Source organism: Stenotrophomonas maltophilia group sp. LNF247 (assembly GCF_054083135.1).
On the sequence record NZ_JBSRQL010000010.1, the window covers coordinates 137,453 to 154,184 of the forward strand.

General features: G+C 67.3%; 17 protein-coding genes and 2 riboswitches. Of the genes, 13 read left to right on the forward strand and 4 right to left on the reverse strand.

Translation table 11 applies throughout. The annotated features are described in order from the left end of the window. The first annotated feature begins 32 nt into the window (after positions 1-32). The 4 genes from ACTXG9_RS12110 (at position 33) to ACTXG9_RS12125 (ending at position 2,693) form a co-directional block, all read left to right on the forward strand. Positions 33-371 carry a DUF6616 family protein gene (locus ACTXG9_RS12110; protein WP_010481139.1) on the forward strand — a complete coding sequence of 113 codons (339 nt, stop codon included), beginning with the start codon at positions 33-35 and terminating at the stop codon, positions 369-371. 112 nt (positions 372-483) lie between these two features. Continuing rightward, a complete protein-coding gene (locus ACTXG9_RS12115; protein ID WP_005411217.1) occupies positions 484-741 on the forward strand; it encodes a hypothetical protein in 258 nt (85 codons plus the stop codon). Between the two features lie 295 nt (positions 742-1,036). Next, complete coding sequence (locus ACTXG9_RS12120) at positions 1,037-2,110, forward strand: 3-deoxy-7-phosphoheptulonate synthase (RefSeq protein WP_010481143.1); 1,074 nt, start codon at positions 1,037-1,039, stop codon at positions 2,108-2,110. A gap of 271 nt (positions 2,111-2,381) precedes the next feature. Continuing rightward, positions 2,382-2,693 (forward strand): DUF5076 domain-containing protein, encoded by a 312-nt coding sequence (locus ACTXG9_RS12125; RefSeq protein ID WP_010481144.1) that lies wholly within the window; start codon positions 2,382-2,384, stop codon positions 2,691-2,693. An 85-nt stretch (positions 2,694-2,778) separates the two neighbouring features. Here ACTXG9_RS12125 and ACTXG9_RS12130 read toward each other — a convergent pair whose 3' ends face one another. After that, positions 2,779-3,396, reverse strand: a complete 618-nt coding sequence (locus tag ACTXG9_RS12130) for a trimeric intracellular cation channel family protein (protein ID WP_019338935.1) — start codon at positions 3,394-3,396, stop codon at positions 2,779-2,781. Positions 3,397-3,480: 84 nt separating this feature from the next. Further along, positions 3,481-3,584, reverse strand: a riboswitch (glycine riboswitch). A 13-nt stretch (positions 3,585-3,597) separates the two neighbouring features. Next, positions 3,598-3,687: riboswitch (glycine riboswitch) on the reverse strand. Between the two features lie 40 nt (positions 3,688-3,727). On the opposite strand from ACTXG9_RS12130, the gene ACTXG9_RS12135 reads away from it, so the two are divergent. Both ACTXG9_RS12135 and ACTXG9_RS12140 read left to right on the forward strand, forming a co-directional pair. Then, complete coding sequence (locus ACTXG9_RS12135; protein WP_021203220.1) at positions 3,728-4,003, forward strand: GIY-YIG nuclease family protein; 276 nt, start codon at positions 3,728-3,730, stop codon at positions 4,001-4,003. A 141-nt stretch (positions 4,004-4,144) separates the two neighbouring features. Further along, the gene (locus ACTXG9_RS12140) at positions 4,145-4,576 is read left to right on the forward strand and encodes a nuclear transport factor 2 family protein (RefSeq protein ID WP_111104310.1); all 432 of its coding nucleotides are present in this window, start codon (positions 4,145-4,147) and stop codon (positions 4,574-4,576) included. A gap of 82 nt (positions 4,577-4,658) precedes the next feature. On the opposite strand, the gene ACTXG9_RS12145 is transcribed toward ACTXG9_RS12140, so the two are convergent. Further along, positions 4,659-5,939 carry an NAD(P)/FAD-dependent oxidoreductase gene (locus tag ACTXG9_RS12145; protein WP_111104308.1) on the reverse strand — a complete coding sequence of 427 codons (1,281 nt, stop codon included), beginning with the start codon at positions 5,937-5,939 and terminating at the stop codon, positions 4,659-4,661. 123 nt (positions 5,940-6,062) lie between these two features. Between ACTXG9_RS12145 and ACTXG9_RS12150 the strand changes: the two genes are divergently transcribed. Both ACTXG9_RS12150 and ACTXG9_RS12155 read left to right on the forward strand, forming a co-directional pair. Beyond that, positions 6,063-6,842 (forward strand): NYN domain-containing protein, encoded by a 780-nt coding sequence (locus tag ACTXG9_RS12150; RefSeq protein WP_010481148.1) that lies wholly within the window; start codon positions 6,063-6,065, stop codon positions 6,840-6,842. Positions 6,843-6,954: 112 nt separating this feature from the next. Further along, positions 6,955-7,575 carry a glutathione S-transferase family protein gene (locus tag ACTXG9_RS12155; protein ID WP_188249663.1) on the forward strand — a complete coding sequence of 207 codons (621 nt, stop codon included), beginning with the start codon at positions 6,955-6,957 and terminating at the stop codon, positions 7,573-7,575. 82 nt (positions 7,576-7,657) lie between these two features. Here ACTXG9_RS12155 and ACTXG9_RS12160 read toward each other — a convergent pair whose 3' ends face one another. Next, the gene (locus tag ACTXG9_RS12160) at positions 7,658-9,835 is read right to left on the reverse strand and encodes a primosomal protein N' (protein WP_111097647.1); all 2,178 of its coding nucleotides are present in this window, start codon (positions 9,833-9,835) and stop codon (positions 7,658-7,660) included. Between the two features lie 412 nt (positions 9,836-10,247). On the opposite strand from ACTXG9_RS12160, the gene ACTXG9_RS12165 reads away from it, so the two are divergent. The 4 genes from ACTXG9_RS12165 (at position 10,248) to sppA (ending at position 15,429) form a co-directional block, all read left to right on the forward strand. Continuing rightward, a complete protein-coding gene (locus ACTXG9_RS12165) occupies positions 10,248-11,252 on the forward strand; it encodes a hypothetical protein (RefSeq protein WP_456115647.1) in 1,005 nt (334 codons plus the stop codon). Beyond that, positions 11,245-11,820, forward strand: a complete 576-nt coding sequence (locus ACTXG9_RS12170) for a DUF3106 domain-containing protein (protein ID WP_111097649.1) — start codon at positions 11,245-11,247, stop codon at positions 11,818-11,820. Before ACTXG9_RS12165 ends, ACTXG9_RS12170 begins: the two co-directional genes overlap by 8 nt. Before the next feature lie 207 nt (positions 11,821-12,027). Then, entirely contained in the window at positions 12,028-13,392 is a 1,365-nt protein-coding gene (locus tag ACTXG9_RS12175; protein ID WP_188249661.1) for an MATE family efflux transporter, read from the forward strand. A 114-nt stretch (positions 13,393-13,506) separates the two neighbouring features. Beyond that, complete coding sequence (gene sppA, locus ACTXG9_RS12180) at positions 13,507-15,429, forward strand: signal peptide peptidase SppA (protein WP_134730050.1); 1,923 nt, start codon at positions 13,507-13,509, stop codon at positions 15,427-15,429. Positions 15,430-15,541: 112 nt separating this feature from the next. Here the strand turns inward: sppA and ACTXG9_RS12185 are convergent, their stop codons facing one another. Next, complete coding sequence (locus tag ACTXG9_RS12185) at positions 15,542-15,754, reverse strand: hypothetical protein (protein ID WP_111097651.1); 213 nt, start codon at positions 15,752-15,754, stop codon at positions 15,542-15,544. A gap of 111 nt (positions 15,755-15,865) precedes the next feature. Here ACTXG9_RS12185 and ACTXG9_RS12190 point away from each other — a divergent pair, with 111 nt between their 5' ends. Continuing rightward, a complete protein-coding gene (locus ACTXG9_RS12190) occupies positions 15,866-16,642 on the forward strand; it encodes an SDR family oxidoreductase (RefSeq protein ID WP_021203230.1) in 777 nt (258 codons plus the stop codon). Positions 16,643-16,732: the final 90 nt, after the last annotated feature.

The window sequence follows — 16,732 nt, forward strand, 5'->3', positions numbered from 1 at the left end:
CGCAACCCCGTCAACCTCAAGGAAGAACCACCATGTCGCACACCTTCATCGAGCTCTATACCGCCACGCCGGCCTGGACCACACTGCCGCCCGAGCAGCGGAATGCCTTCTTCGCCCGTATTGGCGCCGGCATGCAGCAGTTCGATCCAGCCCGCATCACGCCGCTGGCGATGGGCCGCATTGCCAGGGACGTACCGCATAGCAGCGATGAACAGTTCTATGCGGTCTGGCGCTGCGCGAGCCGCGAGGAGGTCGATGCGCTGGTGGCTGGCATTGCCGCTACCGGCTGGCATGAGTACTTCACCACCACCCATGCGGTAGGCGCGATGGACAGCATGGCCCAGCACTTGGCCGACCTGGCCGCCTTGTAGCGGGGCGGCAGACGCCGGCAGATCCCGGTCCTCGGCATGGGTGGCACATGCGCCTGTCACCCGGACGCGGTAAACAGGACATTGCCCATGTCCATCCGCAGGGAAGTCGATCATGCAGAGCACGCTCCAGGTCACGCTGTTCGGCCCTCTTGGCGACAGCCCGGCGTTGCAGTTGCCGGGGCTGGAGGGGCCGTCGGTGGCCATCCAGGAATCGGCCCTGCGGCGGTTGGTTTCCGACCTCTACACCGCGCGTTCCCTGCTCAACCCCGAGCAGCTGGACGAGGCCCGGCAGGAACTGGATCGCGTGCTGGAACGCTGGGCCGACATCCATGAGGGCCTGCTGCTGGACGTGGAAGTGCATGGCAAATGAGCGACTTTGCGTGGTTACCGCCGCGTAGGCCGGGCTGGCGCGCATCTCGCTGAACCGCGTCCCCAGTTGCGTATGAAACATTTTGCACTGCGCAAAAGCTGTGCTATCAATAGATCCCATGAACGCAGCCCCCACCAGCTTTTACTGGTATTACTTTCCGAAGCCACCGGCGGAGGAAGGATTGCGCTCACCCTGAAGAAAGCTTCAGACGCATTCCCGAAAGCCGCCAGCGAACCTGGCGGCTTTTTTCATGCCGCCACGCTGGGGACCCCCAACGTTCCGGAGATCTCCCGCAATGCCCCCGCACACCGACGACCTGCGTATCCGCACCATCGAACCGCTGACACCGCCAGCCCAGCTGCTGGCGATGCTGCCCTGTGACGATGAAGCCTCCGACACCGTCAGCGCCTCGCGCGCGGCCCTGCACCAGATCCTGCATGGCCGCGACGACCGCCTGGCAGTGGTGGTAGGCCCGTGCTCGATCCACGACCCGAAGGCCGCCATCGAGTACGCCCAGCGCCTGAAGCCGCTGCGCGACGCGCTGGCCGGTGAACTGGAAATCGTCATGCGCGTGTACTTCGAGAAGCCGCGCACCACGGTGGGCTGGAAGGGCCTGATCAACGATCCGGACCTGGACGGCAGCTTCAGGATCGACAAGGGCCTGCGCATCGCGCGCGGCCTGCTGCGCGACATCAACAAGCTGGGCCTGCCGGCCGGTGTCGAGTTCCTCGATGTGATCTCGCCGCAGTACATCGCCGACCTGGTGGCATGGGGCGCGATCGGCGCACGCACCACCGAAAGCCAGGTACATCGTGAGCTGGCGTCGGGGTTGTCGTGCCCGGTCGGCTTCAAGAATGGCACCGATGGCAACGTGAAGATCGCCGCTGACGCGGTGGGTGCTGCGTCCAATCCGCATCACTTCCTGTCGGTCACCAAGCAGGGCGGCACCGCCATCGTGTCGACCACCGGCAACCCCGACTGCCATGTGATCCTGCGCGGCGGCAAGCAGCCGAACTACGACGCAGGCAGTGTTGCCGAGGCCTGCCAGGTGCTGGCCAAGGCCAAGCTGCCAGCGCGCCTGATGATCGACGCCAGCCATGCCAACAGCCTGAAGAACCCGGAAAACCAGCCAAAGGTGATCGACGACATCGCTGTTCAGCTGGAAGACGGCGAACAGCGCATCGTGGGCGTGATGATCGAGAGCCATCTGGTCGGTGGCCGCCAGGAACTGGTGGAAGGCCAACCGCTGGTCTATGGGCAGAGCATCACCGATGGCTGCATCGACTGGGATACCACGGTGACGGTGCTGGAGCGGCTGGCTGCGGCCGTGCGTGCCCGTCGCGACGTAAAGGTGTCCGAAGCCGCTTGAGTGCGGCACGTGTGTGGATGGCGGCCAGCGCCTGCGGGGGTGCGGCCGCGATCAGGGCCGGTCGGAGTTGGAGACCGGCCCATCTGCACCGGCGATGCGCCTGGCGCTGCGCATGAGCGACAGCGCCAGGTACATCGCCGGGGTGGTGAGAACGATGGATGGGGCCTTCATGTAGCGTCGAGCCCGCGAAGCGCGGGGCTTCGTAGAAGATCCGCTCCACGTACGCTCCAGGTCACGTCACAATGCCACTTCCTGTTTGGTGGCCGCAGCCATGAAAGAACTGATCATTCCAGAAGCCGCGCAGCGCGATGAGGATTCCATCGAGATGATCCGCGTGTGGATTGCCGAACGGGGATTGCATGCTTCGCTGAACGTTGGCCTGTATGGCGATCGTCCTGGCATTCGAGAGGAGCATGCGTGGGGACGCATCCTGGCAGACGTCGCCCAGCATGTCGCAGATGCTCTGGTCGTGAGTGGCGGGATGGACCGCGGCGCGGCGATCAACGCGATCAAGGATGCATTCGATGAAGAGCTGCGGGCGCCGTCCAGTGGGCGCTCGGGGGGATTCGTGGTCCGCCACTGAGGGCCCAGATGGGCGCCGTGGCGCAGGAGACAGCGTCCCAACGCAACACGGCAACAAGCGCTGGGCGACGTGGAGAACGCGAACTTCAATGCACTTCGTCGTGGTACACGAACTTCGGCATTTCCCAGCGGTAGTGGATCGCCAGCAGGCGCAGCGCGAAGCCGCCGCCGAGGCAGCACAGGATTGCGGTGGCATCGGCCACGCCCCAGTGCAGCAGCAACAGGTAGGCCGCGCCGGTCAGCAGCGCGATGATCGCGTACAGCTCTTTCTGGAAGATCAGCGGCACCTCGTTGCAGAGGATGTCGCGCAGCACGCCGCCGAACGCGCCGGTCAGCATGCCGGCAATCAGCACGATGGGCATGGCATGGCCGGCCTCGCGCGCGATAGAGCAGCCGATCAGGGTGAAGGCGATCAGGCCCAGGCCGTCGAGCACCAGGAAGGTGCGGCGGAAGTGGTGCATCCAGCGTGCGACCCAGGTGGCGATCAGTGCCGCGCACACGGTGAAGCCGAGGTACTCGGGATGTTTGACCCAGCCCAGCGGATAGTGGCCAAGAAGGATGTCGCGCAGTGAACCACCACCGAGGGCAGTGACGCAGGCGATCATGACCACGCCGAACAGGTCCATGCGGCGGCGGCCGGCGGACAGTGCGCCGGTCATAGCTTCGGCGGAAATGGCGATCAGGTAGATGACGGACAGCAGCATGGGACAGGCTCCGGGCGCGGTGGGGCCGGCCATGCGCGACTACCGCCACTGCCTGCGCAATGACGGGATGACGATGACCGGTGCCGCTCCCGCTGTCCTTTTGCCTGAGAGTTCAGCGGCATGGGCCGCGTGCCCCTTCGGCGGATCGCCCCGGGCGTGCCCGGTGACCTCTCTCCAGCTCGGCGAGTCGAATGCATGGTTGGTGGGATTCCAGCCCACCGGCCTGAGCGATCATGGGAGCCTGCGCCTTCGGCGGGCGCCAGCGCGGCGCCTCTCTCCTGCATTCGGGCGCCAGTATATCCGCTGCAGTGCAGCACGGCATAATCCGGGCATGACTCCGTCCCTCCGCCCCTGGTTCCTGTACCTGCTCGAATGCCGCGACGGCAGCTATTACGCTGGCATCAGCACCGACGTGGACGCGCGTTTCGCCGCCCACCAGGCCGGCAAGGGCGCGCGCTACACCCGGGCGCGGCCACCGCTGCGCGTGCTGGCCGTGCGCGAGTACCCGGACCGGGCCGCCGCGTCACGGGCCGAATGGCAGCTCAAGCAGCAGCCGCGCGAACGCAAGCTGGCCTGGCTGCAGGCCCCGGATCCTGCGCTTCTGTAGAGCCGAGCCCACGCTCGGCTGTTGTTGCTGCTGCCTGATGGTGAAGCCGAGCATGGGCCCGGCTCTACAGTAGATCCACGCCATGCGTGGATGCGGCTTGCACATGCCATGATCGCCCAGCCCTCAGCGCTGGAGACCCGGATGTCCACGATCGCCCTGCTGTTCGCTCTTTCCGCAGCAACGAGCCCCGCCGCCGACCCGGCCACCCTCGCGGCCATCGAAGCCACCTGCCACGATTACGTTGACGGCCAGCTGGAGGCCGACCCGCAGCGCGTCGCCCGCTCCCTGCATCCGGAGCTGGCCAAGCGCGCGGTCCTCGGCGATACGCCCGACGAACGCCTGGGCCTGCGCCGTATGTCGAAGGAAGAACTGGTCTCGCTGACGAAGCAGGGCGCGTTGAAGACCCCGAAGGATCAATGGGACCGCCGCTGCACGGTGCTGGACGTGACCGGCAACGCGGCCTCGGTGCGGCTGGAAACCCCGTGGTTCGTCGACTACTTCCACATGGGGCGCTTCGACCAGCGCTGGGTAATCGTCAACGCACTGTGGTACCCGAAACCGAAGGCGCCGTAGAGCCGAGCCCATGCTCGGCTTCTGCAAACCGCGCGAAGTGCAGCCGAGCATGGCTCGGCGCTACAGGAGCATGCGTGCGGCCCTAGCGCTTCGGTCGCCGGTCGTCCTGGTCATCACCGAAGATGATGCGCGCGCTGCGCTGGTAGCTCCAGTACGCCACGGCCCAGTTCAGCAGCACCACGATGCGGTTGCGGAAGCCGATCAGGAAGAACACGTGCGCGGCCAGCCAGAACCACCAGGCCAGCACGCCGGAAAGCTGCAGCCGGCCCAGGTGCACGATCGCGGCCATGCGGCCGATGGTGGCCAGGTTGCCGTAGTCGGCGTACTTGAACGGGCCGGGCTCGGGCTTGCCGTGCAGGCGCGCGCGGATCACCTCGGCCACGTATTTGCCCATCTGCTTGGCGGCCGGTGCCACCCCGGGTACCGGCTTGCCGTCGGCCTGGCTCAGTGCGGCCAGGTCGCCGGCCACGAACAGCTCCGGGTGATCGGGCAGGGTCAGGTCCGGTTGCACCGGCACGCGTCCGGCGCGGTCCAGCGGCACGTCCAGCGTGCGCGCCAGCGGTGAAGCGGCCACGCCGGCGGCCCAGACCACGGTGCGCGCCGGTACGAACTGTTCGCCGAGCTTGAAGCCCTGGCTGTCGATGTCGCTCACCGGGTTACCGGTCAGCACTTCCACGCCCAGCTTTTCCAGTTGGCGACGCGCCTTCAGCGAAAGCACATCCGGGAACGAGGACAGCACGCGGGGCCCAGCCTCGACCAGCCGCACTTTCGCACTGGCCGGATCAATGTGGCGGAACTCGTTGCGCAGCGTGTGGCGCGCGATCTCGGCCAGCGTGCCGGCCAGTTCGACGCCGGTGGGACCACCACCGACGACGGCGAAACTCAGCCACGCCGCCTTCTTTGCCGGGTCCGGTTCGGCCTCGGCACGCTCGAACGCCAGCAGCAGCTTGCGGCGCAGCGCGATGGCATCGTCCAGCGTCTTCAGGCCGGGCGCATCATCGGCCCATTGGTCGTTGCCGAAGTAGGCGTGGGTGGCACCGGTGGCCAGCAGCAGGCTGTCGTAGTCCAGCGTGCTGCCATCGGCCATGCGGATCTGCCGCGCCTGCTTGTCGATGGCCACCACTTCGCCGAGGCGGACTTCCACATTGCGCTGGTGGCCGAGGATGTGGCGCAGCGGTGCGGCGATATCCGGTGCGGACAGGCCGGCGGTGGCCACCTGGTACAGCAGCGGCTGGAACAGGTGATGGTTGCGGCGGTCGACCAGGGTGATGCGTATGCGCTCGCGGGCCAGGGCACGGGTGGCCCAGAGACCGGCAAAACCGCCGCCGACAACGACCAGGTGGGGAACGCGCTCGCGACTCATCGACTCACTCCAGTGGGGGCATCGGGGGAAGCGCCTGGCATCTTCGCACGGCGGCCACCTGTCACGTCAGCGCCTGCCCGGATCGGCGATACTCGGGTTCAGGCAACGGCCCGTGAGGAGCCCATGAGCGAACCGGAAAAGCGCATCGCCCTGTTGATCGACGCCGACAATGCGCCGGCCTCGAAGATCGACGAGGTCCTGGCCGAAGTCGCCCGCTACGGCGTGGCCAACGTGCGCCGCGCCTATGGCAACTGGAAGAGCCCGCGGTTGAAGGGCTGGGAAGCGGTGCTGCACGAATATGCGATCCGCCCGATCCAGCAGTTTGCCTACAGCAAGGGCAAGAATGCCTCGGACATGGCGATGGTGATCGATGCCATGGACCTGCTTTACGCACGCAACCTTGATGGCTTCGCCATCGTCTCCAGCGATGCCGATTTCACTCCGATGGTGATGCGTCTGCTGACCGATGGCGTGAAGGTGTACGGCTTCGGCGAGAAGAAAACGCCCGAGCCATTCGTCAACGCGTGCTCGAAGTTCACCTACCTGGAAGCGCTGGGCCAGACCCACGCCAGCGTGCCGGATACCGAACAGGCCTCCAGCGAACAGGCCTCGAACGAGCCGGTGGCCAACGACGATGCGCGGCCGCGCAAGAGCGGTGCGGAAATGCGCAGCGACACCCGGCTGGTGAAGATGCTGCGCCGCGCGGTGTCCTCGGCCGAGGGCGAGGATGGCTGGTCGCATCTGGGGCCGGTTGGCAGCCAGATCGGCAACCAAGCCTCGTTCGATCCGCGCAACTATGGTTACGGGAAGTTGAGTGACCTGTTGGCGGCGATCGGCCTGTTCGAACTGAAGAAGGACGGCAAGTCGTCCTACGTGCGCGCGCTGCCGAAGAAAAACCGGTAGTGCCGGCCGCTGGCCGGCAACGCTGGATGCAAGATCCCGCATCCGGCACGCACACACCCCACCCGATCAGGCGTATCGTTGCCGCTCGCATTGCCAGCAAGGAAAAACCCGCATGTTGAAGATCTGGGGCCGCCGCAATTCCAGTAACGTCCGCAAGGTGCTGTGGTGCGCCGAGGAGATCGGCCTGCCGTATGAATCCATCGAAGTCGGTGGCAGCCACGGCGGCACGCAGACGCCGGAGTACCAGGCGATGAATCCCAATAGCCTGGTGCCGGTGATCGAAGACCATGGCCTGCCGCTGTGGGAATCGAACGCCATCGTGCGCTATCTGAGCGCACGCTACGCATTGGGCTCGCTGTACGCCGAAGACCCGATGGAGCGTGCCCAGGCCGAGAAGTGGATGGACTGGAGCACCTCGCGGATGGCGCCGCTGTACAGCGACCTGATCTGGGGCATCATGCGCACCGCCCCGGCCGACCGGGACGAATCGCGGATCAATGCCGCGATCGTGCGCGCCGGCGATTACCTGGCGATGGCCGATGCCACGCTGGCCAAACAGCCGTGGCTGTCGGGCGACAAGTTCGCGATGGGTGATATTCCGCTGGGCTCGCTGATCTACGCCTGGTACGAGCTGCCGATCCAGCGGCCGGAACTGCCGCACCTGGCCGAGTGGTACGCCCGCCTGCGCGAGCGGCCGGCCTACCAGCGCGGCGTGATGTCGCCGCTGACGTAAGCACTGCCCGGTGCTGAAACGCAGCCGAGCATGGCTCGGCTCTACGGTAGTGCCGAGCCATGCTCGGCAGTGCTCTACGGGATCAATACAGGTCCGTTGGATCCACATCCAGCGACCAGCGCACCTTGCGTGCTTCCGGCAGCGCGTACAGCTGTGGCACCAGCTGCGAAAGCACGCCATGCAGTGGCGGCCGCTGCATGGCAGACAGCAGCAGCTGCGTACGCTGGTAGCCAGCGCGGCGTGGCATCGGTGCTGGCATCGGCCCGTAGGCCTCGACCACGTCCTGCTCGCCCAGCAACTGTCGTGCGGCCAGCAGGAACGCATTGGCATGCTCCACCTGCTGCGCTTCGGCGCGCATCAGCGCCAGGTGCGCGAATGGCGGGAATCCTGCGGCTTGCCGCTGATTCAACTCCGCCTGTGCGAACGGGTGGTAGCCACCGCTGACCAGCGTTTCCAGCAGTGGATGCCCGGGGTGATGGGTCTGCAGCCAGACCTCGCCGGGATCACGTGCACGACCCGCACGGCCCGCCACCTGGATCAGCTGCTGCGCCAGCTTCTCGCTGGCGCGGAAGTCAGCGGAGAACAGGCCTTCGTCGATGCCCACCACCACCACCAGGGTCAGCTTCGGCAGGTCGTGGCCCTTGGCCAGTATCTGCGTGCCGACCAGGATGCCGGGCTGGTCGCCCAGTCTCGCCAGCTGCTGTTCCAGTGCATCGCGACGTGACGTGGTGCCGCGGTCGATGCGCACCACAGGGACGTCGGCGAAGGCCGCGGTGAGATGCTCTTCCAGGCGTTCGGTGCCGATGCCCTGCGGTTGCAGCGCCAGGCTGCCGCAGGCCGGGCATGCCAGCGGTGCCGGTTGTCGCGCGCCGCAATGATGGCACTGCAGGCGGCGGCCGCCGCCATGCACGGTCATCGGTGCATCGCAGCGGTTGCACGGTGCGGTCCAGCCGCAGTCGTGGCACAGCAGTACCGGCGCGTAGCCACGCCGGTTCTTGAACACCAGCACCTGTTGGCCGCGCTGCAGGTGCTCGTCGATGCCGGCCAGCACATCAGCCGAGAGGCCATCGTGCAGCGGCCGCTTGCGCACATCGAGGATGCGCACACGCGGTGGCCGCGCATCACCGGCACGCTGCTTCAGGCGCAGGTGGGTGTAGCGCCCGGCGTAGGCGTTATGCAGCGTTTCCAGCGAAGGGGTGGCACTGCCGAGCAGCACCGGAATGCCGAGCGCCTTGGCCCGGACCAGAGCGAAATCGCGCGCGTGATAGCGGATGCCGTCCTGCTGCTTGTAGCTGCCGTCGTGTTCCTCGTCGATGATCAGCAGCCCGGCCTGCGGCAATGGCGTGAACACCGCCGAGCGGGTGCCGACGATGACCCGTGCCTCGCCGCGCGAAGCCGCAGCCCAGACGCGCGCGCGCTCGTTGTCGTTCAACCCCGAATGCAATGCGTGCACGGCGATGCCAAGGCGGCCGCGGAAGCGTGCCAGGGTCTGCGGGGTCAGACCGATTTCCGGCACCAGCACCAGCGCCTGCCTGCCCTGCGCCAGGCAGTGGATGATGGCCTGCAGGTACACCTCGGTCTTGCCGCTGCCGGTCACGCCATCCAGCAGGAAGGGCTGGAAGCCTTCGGCGGCATTGATGGCGGCCACCGCTTCGGCCTGGTCCGGGTTGAGGGTGGGGCCGGGCAGCGGCTGCGCATGCTGCGGTGCCACCGTCATCGCCACGCGCTCGGCCAGCGCACGCTTGGCCAGGCTGCGCGCGGCGGTGCGCCAGTCCTCCATGCGTTCGCCCAGTACATCCTCATCCACCACGGCCCCGGCCAGCAGTTCGGCCAACTGCCGCGGGCGGCTGCCGGCGCGCAGCTTCCCGCGCTGGGCATGGCCTTCGGGGGTCAACTGCCAGCCCCAGTGGTGGGTGTCGGGCAGGGCTTCGCCATGACGCAGCGGTCCTGGCAGGGCGGTGCTCAGTACCTCGCCCAGCGGTGCGTGGGTGTAACGCGCCAGCCATTGCAGGCTCTGCCACAGCTCCCCCTGCAGCAGCGGCTGCGGGTCGCACCAGGCCAACGCCTGGCGCAGTCCCCGGCCGTCGTCGGTCTGGCCGTGCCCCACCACCACCCCGACCAGCTCGCGGTTGCCGAACGGCACCTTCAGGCGGCAGCCGACCGCAACCGTGGGGCCATCGCCCTCCGGCGACAGGTAGTCGAACAGACGGGGCAGGGGGACGGGCAGGGCGACCTGCAGGGTCGGAAACGGTGAAAGCATCGGGCCAGTGTACCGGGCCATGCGCGCGCGAATGGCGGGGTGGGAGACGGCGGAGCGGCGCCCGTTGAATCATAAATGTCACCTAAATATCGGTGTCCATTGGAGATTCAGGCTTATCCACATGTTCTGTGGATAACGTTGTGCGTTACCGGTCGACGGGAACGCAGGAGGCCGATGGCGACGAGCTCACGCTTGGGTTGGTCAAAAAATAGCCACACTTAAAAACTATTCAAAATCAACAGCTTAAGTGTGAAACATTGCTGAAACAGAGTGAATTCAGCTGCTTGCCGCAGTTTCCCGCGCCGGGAGCGTGGTGCTGTGCACAACCTGCAGCACGAAGTATCCGTGGGCGCAAGTCCTACGGGCGTCGATTGCCTGCCGCTATCATTCCCCCAGACCTTTGGAGTGACCGATGACGGCTGTGCCCGCCCCTGTTTCCTCGACCGCGGCCGGCGCGCTGTCGGCGTTCCTGCGTGGCGTCGAGCGCCGCGCCCTGGTGGTGGCTGAGCTGCAGTGCGGCGATGCCGCGCGCGCCGAACAGACCCTGGTGGCAGTGATGCGCGCGTTCGCGGCCGTTGCCAGCGACCTGCCGATGGCGCAGTGGCCGACCCGCTTCTGGACCCTGCTGGGCCAGCGCCAGGCCCTGCGCGAGCCGATGGGTGGCCAATGGGCGCCACCGTTGGCCGCGCTGGCTGCGATGTCGCCGCTGCCGCGCCTGGCGCTGCTGCTGCGGGTAGGCGGCAGCCTGGACGAGAGCATCGCCACGCGCGTGCTCGACCAGGACGAGGCCGGCTACCAGCACCTGCTGGCCGATGCCTGCCCGCGCGATGCCCAGGGCCAGCCCGATGCCGCGGCCTGGCGACAGTTGGCCGAACAGGTACAGGCGCGTATCCGTGAACTGCCGGCCACGCGCCTGCAGCAGCTTCAGCAGCCGGCGGCACCCGCCGCCCACAATGAAGCGCCGACCTCCAGCTGGCGAGCACCGCAGCGGGACGAGCGCGCGGCCGCCCATGGCAAGCGCCGTCGTACGGCCGCCAAGCCGCGCTGGCGTGGTCCGCTGATCCTGCTGGTAACCGTGGCGGTGCTGCTGGCCGCTGCGCTGGGTTGGCGCTACCTGCAGGGACGTTCCTTCGGCAACGATGCGCCGCTGCCGGAAGGCGTCGTGGGCGAGGCCGGTCCGGTGACGGTGGAAGCCCTGCCACCGAGCAAGGTCGACGCCACGCCGGATGCAACGCATGCCCAAGCCAATGACGACGCAGCGATGCTGGCCGATCGCGACTACCCGCTGGTTGCCGATGCTGACCTGTACGCATGGACCGCCGCGGGCGGTCCGCTGCCGGTGGACGAATCGCAAGCCAAGCCGAGCCGACCGGAGCCGGCCAGTGCCACGCTGGAAACCGCCGCCGCCGATGAATAAGTCCGTGTTCGCCAGCCTGTTGCTGGCCTTGCCGCTGTCCCTGTCTGCGGCGCCGCAATCGTTGAACGTGCCATTGCCGCCGCCATCGCCGGCCACCCCGGCCGTGCCGCCGGCTTCGACCGCGGCACCGGCTGGCTTTGCCCAGCTCGATCCGCAGCAGCAGCGCCAGCGCCGCGCCGACTACGCCGCCTGGCGCGCATTGCCGGAAGCCGAGCGCGAGCGCATCCGCCAGGCCGCCGCGCGCTTCAATGCGCTGCCGGCCGATCAACAGCAGCGCATGCGGCAGCAGTTCCAGGCACAGGACCAGGCGTTCCGCGACGGATGGCGGCTGGGCCCGCAGCTGGGCCTGGAGTTCCCCAAGCTGCACGGACTGTTCGGATTCGTGCCGCCGGAGCAACGCGAGTCGGCGCTGGCCGTGCTGCGCCAACTCAGCCCGGCGCAGCTGGCCCAGCTGACCCTGGTCGCGCAGCGCACGCCGCCGCAGGAACGCGATGCGGTACGCAGCGCCTTCCTCGCGGTACCCGCCGCCGAACGCGACAGCTGGCTCAAGCGCCAGGCCGGCCAGTAGAAAAAGGGGACGGAGGGGATTAAGTCGTATCAGGCCAGTCAGTGCCGAATGCGACTTAATCCCCTCCGTCCCCTTTTTGCTTGGGGCAGCCGCAACCCGGCATTCACGCCATGTCATGGGAATGCACGCGCTGCCCGCGTAAGATGGGCGCCCGCAACCCGGTGCCTGTGCCCTTCGCGCGCAACCGCAGTTCGCGTCAAGCACCTTATGTCTACTGCAACCTCCACGCCGCGCTTCAGCAAGGAAGTCGGCGCCACCGGTCTGCTCGCCCTGCCGCTCGTGCTGGGCCATGTGTCCACCGGTCTGATCTCCTTCGTCGACAACGTGATTGCCGGCCACCACGCCACGGCCACCCTTGCCGCAGTCACCATCGGTACCGCCCTGCTGTGGCTGCCGATGCTGATTCCGATCGGCACCCTGATCTCGCTCACCGCCTCGGTGTCGCAGCTGCACGGCGCTGGCCGCGAGCGCGAGATCGGCCCGCTGTTCCGCCAGGCGCTGTGGCTGGCGTTGGGCTTGGGCCTGATCATGTTCACCTTCCTTACGGTGGTGCCGCCGCTGCTGCCGGCCTTCGGCATCGCACCGGACATCGTGCCGGGGGCGACTGCGTTCCTGCATGCGGTGCGCTGGGGCGGCCCGGCGCTGACCCTGTACTTCTGCATGCGCTACCTCAGCGAAGGCATGCACTGGACACTGCCCACCATGCTGCTTGGCTTCGGTGGCCTGCTGGTGCTGGCGCCGCTGGGCTATGTGCTGGCCAATGGCAAGCTCGGTTTCCCGGAACTGGGTGCGGAAGGCCTGGGCATCGCTTCGGCGGTGATGATGTGGCTGCAGGCCACGGCGTTTGCCCTCTATCTGTGGCGGACCAGGCGCTTTGCCCACCTGCAGCTGTTCTCGCATTTCGAAGGGCCGCGCTGGAAGGCGATCTGGGAGCTGTTGCGCACCGGCCTGCCGATCGGCATCACCGTGCTGATGGAAGGTGGCTTGTTCATCGTCACCGCGTTGCTGATCGGTCGCCTGGGTGCCAATGAAGCGGCGGCGCACCAGATCGCGATCAACGTCGCCCAGCTGTGCTTCATGATTCCGATGGGCGTGGCCGAGGCCACCACCGTGCGCGTCGGCCATGCGGTCGGCCGTGGCGATGGCTTCGGCGTGCGACGCGCGGCCTGGGCCGGTTACGCGATCATCATGGGCACGCAGACGCTGTCGGCGGCGGTGCTGCTGTTCGGCCACGACGCCATCGTCGGTGTCTACACCAACGACCTGGCGGTGGCCGGGCTGGCCTCGACCCTGCTGCTGTACGCGGCCACCTTCCAGTTCCCGGACGGCATCCAGGTACTGTCGGCCGGTGCGCTGCGCGGCCTGAAGGACACCCGCGTGCCGATGTTCATCGCCATGTTTGCGTACTGGGGCCTGGGCATGCCGCTCGGCGCCGGGCTCGGCCTGGGGCTGGGCATGGGCCCGCAGGGCATGTGGATCGGCCTGATCGTCGGCCTGACTGCCGCTGCCATCCTGATGGGCTGGCGCCTGCGCCGCAGCAGCCTGCGCATCGGCCAGTCGATGCTGTCCTGATCGTCCCGCCCGCCTGCCCACCCATGGCGGGCGATCCCCTGACTTGTGTCCGATGCCGCATCACGCGGCAACGGCTATGCTGGTACCACGGCAAGAAGCCATCCGGAGCGTTCCATGAATCACCCCGTGCCCCCGCTGCCCCCGGCGCGTCGCAATCCCGTCGCCAGTTTCTTCATCGGGCTGTGGGACGTCATGAACTTCACCCGCCGGTTGATCCTCAACCTGGTGTTCTTCGGCCTGCTGTTCCTGCTGCTGGTGATGTTCGTCATCGCCGCCGGCATGGGCGCCGGTGCCAGCAAGTCGCTGCAGGACCGCACCACCCTGGTGATCGCGCCGGAAGGCCGGCTGGTCGAGCAGTTCAGCGCCGATCCGGTCAGCCGCGCACTGGCCAAGGCGGTGGGCGACAACGGTGCCGAAGAGATCCAGCTGCGCGACCTGCTGCGGGTGATCGAGTCGGCCAAGGAAGACAAGAAGATCGAGCGCGTGGTGCTGGAGCTGGACAAGCTGCAGCCCTCGGGCTTCGCCTCGCTGCGTGAAGTGGCTGCGGCACTGCAGGACCTGCGTGCCTCCGGCAAGCAGCTGGTGGCCTACAGCGAGAGCATGGGCCAGTCGCAGTACCTGCTGGCCGCACAGGCCGACGAGGTCTACCTGGACCCGATGGGTTCGGTGGTGCTTGAGGGCCTCGGCCGCTACCGCCAGTATTTCCGCACCGGCCTGCAGGACAAGCTGGGCGTGGACGTGCACCTGTTCAAGGTGGGCGAGTACAAGTCCGCGGCCGAGCCGTACGTGCTCGACGCGGCGTCACCGGCCTCCAAGGAAGCCGACCTGTTCTGGATGAACGACGTCTGGCAGCGTTACCTGGGCGACATCGCCAAGGCCCGCCGCCTGGATCCGGCACAGCTGGCCGCCGGCATCGACACGCTGCCGGAAGGCATCGCTGCTGCTGGTGGTGATCTGGCCAAGTTCGCCCTGCAGCAGAAGCTGGTGACCGCGCTGAAGACCCGCGAAGAGTTCGAGGACCTGATGATCGAGCGCGGCGTGGCCGACGAAGATGCCGACGGTGGCTTCCGCAACGTCGACTTCGGCACCTACCTGGGCCAGCTTGATGCGCGCCGCAACCCGGTCGACAACCGTCCGCAGGTGGCAGTGGTGGTGGCGTCCGGCGAGATCAGCGGCGGTGACCTGCCGGCCGGCCGCATCGGTGGCGAATCGACGTCGGCGCTGCTGCGTGCCGCGCGCGACGACGACGATGTCAAGGCGGTCGTGCTGCGCGTGGATTCGCCGGGCGGAGAAGTGTTCGCTTCCGAGCAGATCCGCCGTGAAGTGGTCGCCCTGCAGGCCGCCGGCAAGCCGGTGGTCGTATCGATGGGCGACCTGGCCGCCTCCGGTGGCTACTGGATCAGCATGAACGCCGATCGCATCTACGCCGATCCGTCGACGATCACCGGTTCGATCGGCATCTTCGGCATGGTGCCGAACTTCAGCCGCGCGCTGGACAAGATCGGCGTGCACACCGATGGCGTCGGCACCACCCGCTTCGCCGGTGCGTTCGATGTCACCCGGCCGATGGATCCGGCCGTGGGCCAGGTCATCCAGTCGGTGATCAACAAGGGCTACGCCGACTTCACCGGTCGCGTCGCCGACGCCCGCAAGAAGCCTGTCGAGGCCGTCGACGAAGTGGCCCGTGGCCGCGTGTGGAGCGGTGCGCAGGCCAAGGAACGTGGCCTGGTCGATGCCTTCGGTGGGCTGAAGGATGCCGTGGCCGACGCCGCCAGCCGCGCCAAGCTGGGCAAGGCCGACGCTTATCGCGTGCGCTACATCGAGAAGGCGGCCACGCCGTTCGCGCAGTTCGTCAGCGGTTTCGCCGGCAGCCGAGCTGGTGCCTGGATGCTGTCCGATTCGGGCATGGCGCGGATGCTGCTGGCGCGCACGATGCCGGAAGTGGATACGCAGCTGCGCTTTGTCGAGAACGCGGCCCGCGAAAAGGGCAATGGCGCACCGGTGAAGGCGCTGGCGTACTGCTTCTGCGGGTTCTGACCGGAGCACATCCACGCATGGCGTGGATCTACTGTAAACGCCCGGCTTCGGCCGGGCGTTCTCGTCGGTGGGGTCGGATCCCTTTGCCCGCTAAGGGTTCTGACCCCACAGGTCACTGCGTCGCGTCGGCCTCGGCCTTGCGCTCGCCCGCAGCGGCGTCATCGACGGATTTCTGCGCGCCCTTGGCGCGGTCCAGCGGCCCCTGCATCGCGCGCGCCATCGCCTTGGGCACCGGTGGCTTCTCCGGGTTCGGCGTTGGCGGGCGCTGGCAGGCGGACAGCAGCACGGTGGCCAGCAGGGACGTGGACAGGACCAGGATGCGCATGGCGGCACTCCGTGATGGGCGTGCGGGCAGTGTCGCATCCTCGGCAGGGGGCGGCCGTGAGCGCGTATCCTTGTTGCATCGAAACACAGCGGGCGCGGCCCCGGAGGACTCATGACCCAGCAACGGTGGCGGCTGGACGGCCAGACTGCCCTGATCACCGGCGCCAGTGCCGGCATCGGCCTGGCCATCGCGCATGAACTGGCCGGGTTCGGTGCCGACCTGATGATCGTCGGCCGCGATATCGACATGCTGGAGACCGCGCGCGACGAGTTGCTGGATGTGTATCCGCAGATGCAGGTGCATGCGCTGGCCGCCGATGTTTCCGACGACGAAGACCGCCGCCAGATCCTGGACTGGGTGGAGGACCACAGCGATGGCCTGCATATCCTGGTAAACAACGCCGGCGGCAACGTCACCAAGGCGGCCACCGAGTACTCCGAAGACGAGTGGCGCAAGATCTTCGAGACCAACCTGTTCTCGGCGTTCGAGCTGTCGCGCTACGCACATCCGCTGCTGGCACGCCACGCGTCGTCGTCCATCGTCAACGTCGGCAGCGTGTCCGGCCTGACCCATGTGCGCAGTGGCGTGGTCTACGGCATGACCAAGGCGGCGATGCACCAGATGACCCGCAACCTGGCCGTCGAGTGGGCCGAAGATGGCATCCGCGTCAACGCAGTGGCACCGTGGTACATCCGTACCCGGCGCACGTCCGGCCCGTTGTCGGACCCGGACTACTACGAGGAAGTGATCGATCGCACGCCGATGCGTCGTATCGGCGAGCCGGAGGAAGTGGCTGCGGCCGTGGGCTTCCTGTGCCTGCCGGCAGCCAGCTACGTTACCGGCGAGTGCATCGCGGTGGACGGCGGCTTCCTGCGCTACGGGTTCTGATCTTCGGAAGGGTAGTGCCGGCCGCTGGCCGGCAACCACAGGATATTCAGTTGATTGCAGTTGCTGCAGCGCAACGCCTGAGCCACGTTC

Bases quoted from the DNA above. Each gene is read 5' to 3' on its own strand.
- ACTXG9_RS12110 (WP_010481139.1), top strand. From the start codon at position 33: ATGTCGCACACCTTCATCGAGCTCTATACCGCCACGCCGGCCTGGACC.
- ACTXG9_RS12115 (WP_005411217.1), top strand. From the start codon at position 484: ATGCAGAGCACGCTCCAGGTCACGCTGTTCGGCCCTCTTGGCGACAGC.
- ACTXG9_RS12120 (WP_010481143.1), top strand. From the start codon at position 1,037: ATGCCCCCGCACACCGACGACCTGCGTATCCGCACCATCGAACCGCTG.
- ACTXG9_RS12125 (WP_010481144.1), top strand. From the start codon at position 2,382: ATGAAAGAACTGATCATTCCAGAAGCCGCGCAGCGCGATGAGGATTCC.
- ACTXG9_RS12130 (WP_019338935.1), bottom strand. From the start codon at position 3,396: ATGCTGCTGTCCGTCATCTACCTGATCGCCATTTCCGCCGAAGCTATG.
- ACTXG9_RS12135 (WP_021203220.1), top strand. From the start codon at position 3,728: ATGACTCCGTCCCTCCGCCCCTGGTTCCTGTACCTGCTCGAATGCCGC.
- ACTXG9_RS12140 (WP_111104310.1), top strand. From the start codon at position 4,145: ATGTCCACGATCGCCCTGCTGTTCGCTCTTTCCGCAGCAACGAGCCCC.
- ACTXG9_RS12145 (WP_111104308.1), bottom strand. From the start codon at position 5,939: ATGAGTCGCGAGCGCGTTCCCCACCTGGTCGTTGTCGGCGGCGGTTTT.
- ACTXG9_RS12150 (WP_010481148.1), top strand. From the start codon at position 6,063: ATGAGCGAACCGGAAAAGCGCATCGCCCTGTTGATCGACGCCGACAAT.
- ACTXG9_RS12155 (WP_188249663.1), top strand. From the start codon at position 6,955: ATGTTGAAGATCTGGGGCCGCCGCAATTCCAGTAACGTCCGCAAGGTG.
- ACTXG9_RS12160 (WP_111097647.1), bottom strand. From the start codon at position 9,835: ATGCTTTCACCGTTTCCGACCCTGCAGGTCGCCCTGCCCGTCCCCCTG.
- ACTXG9_RS12165 (WP_456115647.1), top strand. From the start codon at position 10,248: ATGACGGCTGTGCCCGCCCCTGTTTCCTCGACCGCGGCCGGCGCGCTG.
- ACTXG9_RS12170 (WP_111097649.1), top strand. From the start codon at position 11,245: ATGAATAAGTCCGTGTTCGCCAGCCTGTTGCTGGCCTTGCCGCTGTCC.
- ACTXG9_RS12175 (WP_188249661.1), top strand. From the start codon at position 12,028: ATGTCTACTGCAACCTCCACGCCGCGCTTCAGCAAGGAAGTCGGCGCC.
- sppA (WP_134730050.1), top strand. From the start codon at position 13,507: ATGAATCACCCCGTGCCCCCGCTGCCCCCGGCGCGTCGCAATCCCGTC.
- ACTXG9_RS12185 (WP_111097651.1), bottom strand. From the start codon at position 15,754: ATGCGCATCCTGGTCCTGTCCACGTCCCTGCTGGCCACCGTGCTGCTG.
- ACTXG9_RS12190 (WP_021203230.1), top strand. From the start codon at position 15,866: ATGACCCAGCAACGGTGGCGGCTGGACGGCCAGACTGCCCTGATCACC.